This is a genomic window from Arthrospira sp. PCC 8006, from assembly GCF_046480465.1.
Taxonomy (GTDB): domain Bacteria; phylum Cyanobacteriota; class Cyanobacteriia; order Cyanobacteriales; family Microcoleaceae; genus Limnospira; species Limnospira platensis.
In genome coordinates, this window is the sequence record NZ_PKGG01000306.1 from 1 (window position 1) to 4721 (window position 4721).

Consider the following 4721-nt stretch of genomic DNA (forward strand, 5'->3'; position numbering starts at 1 on the left):
CGATTTTTACCCCGGCGCTTTTCCGGTATCGATGACAAGCACTGGCGGAAAGAACCGACTATAGTCTCAAAGCCACCTGGCTTTTTCAACGGCTCTGGCGCTCCTGGGTTTCTTGGATGTCATTACGATACAGGGATGCTGGGGACTTGAACAGGTTTTCGCCAAAATGAGAATTGCTGGTCTTGACCTTGAGTCTCTCTGCCTTATCTGGTTGTCGAAGCCAGATGTTGAGACACATAGTTAGTTATGGGATGGTCAGGGGTGCGAATCCCTTATATTCCACCAAGGGGTGGAAGTCCCACTAGGAGGTTATTTCAGGCATTGCAGCCCTATTTCACTCCTAAACGTCTCGCACGCTATATGTTAGGGGTCGAGAATGGAGTCACCACCATCCCCTCCCATTCAGAACCATACGTGAAAGTTTCCCTTCATACGGCTCCTGGTGTGGATACCCTGTTTTGTCAAAGGAGCAGAATCAACAGACCTGCTTTTTACTTCGATGTTCAGAGCTATATGCAGCACGTAGTCTTTAAACTCGTCCTCGCCATTATACTCTTACTGACCGCAGTATCTATATCCACACCGTGACAATTGGGCATATCCCAACCATGACAATTGGGCTTTAGCTTCTGGTCACATCCTTAGCCCTCTAAGCATGCGCTTACATTTTTCACTACTGCCTTGTGAATTGCATTACTCACTTGTTTATGGGCAGAGCATTAGAGGGGTTACAACGTTCCGATTATATGGGCATTCCATCGTTAGATTTGTCCTATCGACCGGGGTACTTCTAAAGGTCTGTGTGGGTAGAATGCAGAATCCCCCACTTTTCCCCTTGCCCTTTTGGGCGCAGCGTGTCAACCTATTTCGCTGCTCGTGCTTTACGATGGTTCAAGTCGGACATTCGGTCTTCCTAATCATAGATGGTTGGCAGTGGTCGCGTCTTGGTAGTAGGTTCTACCTCACGCCTTCCGTTCCCCGCTTCTATCCTGGAGTTATGATTTCCAAAACTGGGGGTGGCTATCGCCGTTACTCTCTACTCCCTGATTTCTCAGTTCGTTTATGACCTTGAGTTCCCTGCCTTGCTTAGTTACCTAAGCGTCGGGACATATAATCAGTTATGAGGATGCTCAGGAGAGGTCTCCTTATATCCAGATTCGGAGCTGGAATCCTCACCGGGTAGTTATTTCGGGCATTTCAGCCCTATTTCATACCCGAACGTCTCGCACCTGCATCMAGWACATAATATTSWCCTTTRTTAATRSYWGCGTAAATCCTGCCTATTGCATCCTGGGCTGACCGTCCGGGACGGAACCCATAGCTTGTGCTTTCAAATCTCGATTCCCATTCAGGTTCGAGAGCCGACTTAACCAAGGCTTGCCTTGCTCTGTCTTGGATTGTGGGTATTCCTATTCCAGCTTTTTTCATCCCTGCCAGGTTTTGGTATCCACACCCGTCGCAGTGGTTTTGCTTTGATATTTCCCTTAATRTTCTCCACAAGCTCAAACCTTTGTCTTGGAGAGATTACTCTTACTCCATCAACWCCGGCTGTCTTCTTGCCTTGACCCGCCTGGGGGGCGGGTTTATTAAGCTGACTGTTGGGAAGCATGGCTGACCGTGGAACCCGCCCCTACAGTCGCACTGCTAGGAGCCGGGCATAATATGACTTCACCAATAGACGTTGCCATCTTCGTCCCTTAGCGTCTTGTCCCGATTTAGCTGCTTGAAATATACTCTTTTGGAGCTTGAATACTTTCCGTTGAACCTTAGTCCATGGGATTGTCTTCCATGCGTTGTTCGTAGTCTTGATTGGTTTTGGTTTTCCCAACCCTTTCTTTAAACTCGCTATCGCCATTTGTACACCTACTAAACTCTATTCCTTACAATCAAACCGTGACCTGTTAGCATATCCCTACTATTACAGCAGGGTGTTGGCTTTTGGTCACATCTCACATCCTCCGAGACTTGCGGTTACACTTATCCCTACTGATATTTCGACCAAATAATCAGAGTCTAGGAGGACTTAAAACGTTCCATTTATATGGGCATTCCATCTTGAGATTTGTCCTTTCCACCGGGGTACTTTTAAAGGTCTGTGTAGGTGATGAAAAGATTACCCTACTTTTCCCCTTACTCTTTTGAGCGCAGCGTATCAACCTGTTTCGCTGCTCAATAATGACGATGGTTCAAGCCGGACATTCGGTTTCCCTAATCATGGATGGTTGGCAGTGGTCGCATCTGGTAGTAGGTTCTACTTCACCCCTTCCGTTCCCCGCTTCAGTCCTGGGGTTATGATTCCCAAAACTGGGGGTGGCTGTCGCCGTTACTCTTTACTCCCTGATTTCTCAGTTGGTTCATGACCTTGAGTTCCCTGCCTTGTTTGGATTTTTCCAAACGTCGGGACATATAAACAGTTATGAGGATGGTCAGGAGTGCGCTCCTTATATTCAACCAAGGGGTATAAATCCTCACCAGGCAGTTATTTCGGGCATTGCAGCCCTATTTGATGCCTGAACGTCTCGCACCTCCTCCTTATGGTATAATTGAGCATTACGATTTCTTTGTGGGATTGACCTTGAGTTCCCTGCCCTACTTAGATTCCTCCAAGCGTCGGGACATATAAACAGTTATGGGAATGGTCAGGAGTGCACTCCTTATATTCAACCAAGGGGTTGAAGTACCCACCAGACAGTTATTTCAGCATTGCAGCCTTATTTCATGCCTGAACGTCTCGCACAACTATCATAGTAAATCATGGGTTTCCAACCCCGTGCTTCCCAGCAATTCTCATTTTGGCGAAAACCTGTTCAAGTCCCCAGCATCCCTGTATCGTAATGACATCTAAGAAACCCAGGAGCGCCAGAGCCGTTGAAAAAGCCAGGTGGCTTTGAGACTCTAGTCGGTTCTTTCCGCCAGTGCTTGTCATCGCTACCGGACAAGCGCCGGGGTAAAAATCGCCGCTATGGAATGGAGGATGCCGCTTTAAGTGCGTTTAGTGTGTTTTTTACTCAAACTCCGTCGTTTCTGGCTTATCAACGTCTGATGGAGGGGAGTAAAGGCAAGAGCAATGCCCAAAGTCTGTTTGGAGTTCATCGAATTCCCTGTGATAACCAGATTCGGGACTTATTAGATGCCGTGTCCCCAGAGCACCTGTTTCCAGTGTTTGAGGATATCCTACAAGTCTGGGAAGCCCAGGGGCAGTTAGAAGACTTCCGTTGCCTAGGGGACAGTCTATTAGTCGCGTTGGATGGCACCGAATACTTCAGTTCCGACCAAATTCACTGTCCCCACTGTTCAACGCGCACCCAGAAGTCAGGAAAAACCCATTACTTCGATAGTGTTGTCACTCCAGTCATCGTCTGTCCGGGACAGAATCATGTGATTCCCTTAGTCCCCGAATTTATCGTGCCCCAAGATGGTCATGATAAGCAAGACTGTGAGAATGCCGCCGCCAAACGCTGGCTATCGAGGCAAGAACAATGCTTGAGGGCTTTGAATGTCACGGTTTGAGGGGATGACCTCTATTGCCACCAACCGTTGTGTCAGCAGTTTTTAGAGCAGCAACTTAACTTCATCGTCGTCTGTCGCCCCGAGTCTCATACTACCCTCTATGAACACCTAGAGGGCATCGAACTCCCGACCCTCACGACCAAGAAGTGGACTGGTAAAGTCGAGAAAACCTATACCTACCGCTATCTCAACGGAGTCCCCCTCAAAGATAGCGATGAGGTCCTGTTGGTTAACTGGTGCGAACTTACTGTCACCACCGCTGATGGCCAGGTAACCTATCACAACTCCTTGGCCACGAATTATCCTCTCAGCGATGAGAATGTAGCCGAGGTGGTTCGGGCCGGGCGGACTCGTTGGAAAGTTGAGAATGAGAACAACAACACTCTCAAGACCAAGGGCTACCATCTCGAACACAATTTTGGCCATGGCAAGCAGCATCTTTCTTCCTTGCTCCGGACCATCAACATCCTCTCGCTGCTCTTCCACACCCTGCAGGAGTTGCTCGATAACAAGTACCAGTTGCTACGAGCGCACTTACCGAAGCGCCAAACCTTCTTTAATGATTTGCGCGCGCTTACCCAGACTGTACTTCGACAGTTGGGACCACCTTCTGACCTTTATGCTTGAGGGTCTCGAGTTAGACATCCCACCCGATAGCAGTTGAATTTCCAAAATGAGAATTGCTGACAACATATAACAAATCCCCTAATTGATAACTCCTACCTTTATTAATCTGGCTCCGTGGAGACCCCCACGCAATCAATACCTAAATCCTCACTCTGATTGGTCGTCGGTTGTTCTATCTTATTCCCAAACTTTCACCAATAAAAACCCCGACCTAGGGAATTGGATCGGGGTACAGGGCAATTAAGCTAATTCTATGGGGCTTATTACCGCATATCCCAGAGAGCCTTAAAAAGCGTCTCAGCTAGTTTCCTGGATGTGGCATTCCTGGCAGCCTTGAGCGCAGCCCCAGACACTTTGTTCCCTTTGTGGTATGCTCTAGTTACCCAATAAACTCTAAGCGAATGAGCCTCTGGAGATTTTGGTAGGCAATCGTAGGGGGTTGTCGCGATCGCACCCCCACCCGGTTTCTGTTCGCGATGAGTCCCCCTCTCGATTGCCCGGACAACAAACTGATGCAAGGTCGATCGCGTCTCTTTACTTCCCGTAAAACTACTACGAGTATCAGCCTTTCCAGATTGCACTTG

Annotated in this window: 3 protein-coding genes and 3 pseudogenes; 1 reads left to right on the plus strand and 5 read right to left on the minus strand. The window is 48.3% G+C overall.

Annotated elements, in window-relative coordinates; genetic code table 11:
* Positions 1-509 precede the first annotated feature (509 nt).
* The 4 genes and pseudogenes from B9T16_RS25860 to B9T16_RS25875 form a co-directional block, all read right to left on the minus strand.
* Positions 510-701 (minus strand): annotated as a pseudogene (locus B9T16_RS25860) (hypothetical protein).
* 502 nt (positions 702-1203) lie between these two features.
* Positions 1204-1428: an RNA-directed DNA polymerase gene (locus tag B9T16_RS25865; protein WP_410246109.1), complete on the minus strand. Its 225-nt coding sequence runs from the start codon at positions 1426-1428 to the stop codon at positions 1204-1206.
* Positions 1367-1609: a hypothetical protein gene (locus B9T16_RS25870; RefSeq protein ID WP_014276931.1), complete on the minus strand. Its 243-nt coding sequence runs from the start codon at positions 1607-1609 to the stop codon at positions 1367-1369. The genes B9T16_RS25865 and B9T16_RS25870 overlap by 62 nt, the downstream gene beginning before the upstream one ends.
* 21 nt (positions 1610-1630) lie before the next feature.
* The gene (locus tag B9T16_RS25875; protein WP_014275810.1) at positions 1631-1855 is read right to left on the minus strand and encodes a reverse transcriptase N-terminal domain-containing protein; all 225 of its coding nucleotides are present in this window, start codon (positions 1853-1855) and stop codon (positions 1631-1633) included.
* A 1013-nt stretch (positions 1856-2868) separates the two neighbouring features.
* Here B9T16_RS25875 and B9T16_RS25880 point away from each other — a divergent pair.
* Positions 2869-4137, plus strand: a pseudogene (locus B9T16_RS25880) (ISNCY family transposase).
* A 263-nt stretch (positions 4138-4400) separates the two neighbouring features.
* Here B9T16_RS25880 and B9T16_RS25885 read toward each other — a convergent pair.
* Positions 4401-4721 (minus strand): annotated as a pseudogene (locus tag B9T16_RS25885) (IS110 family transposase); the annotation flags it as partial.

Excerpts from the sequence above, each read along its gene's own strand:
- B9T16_RS25875 (WP_014275810.1), bottom strand. The coding sequence starts at position 1,855 with ATGGCGATAGCGAGTTTAAAGAAAGGGTTGGGAAAACCAAAACCAATC.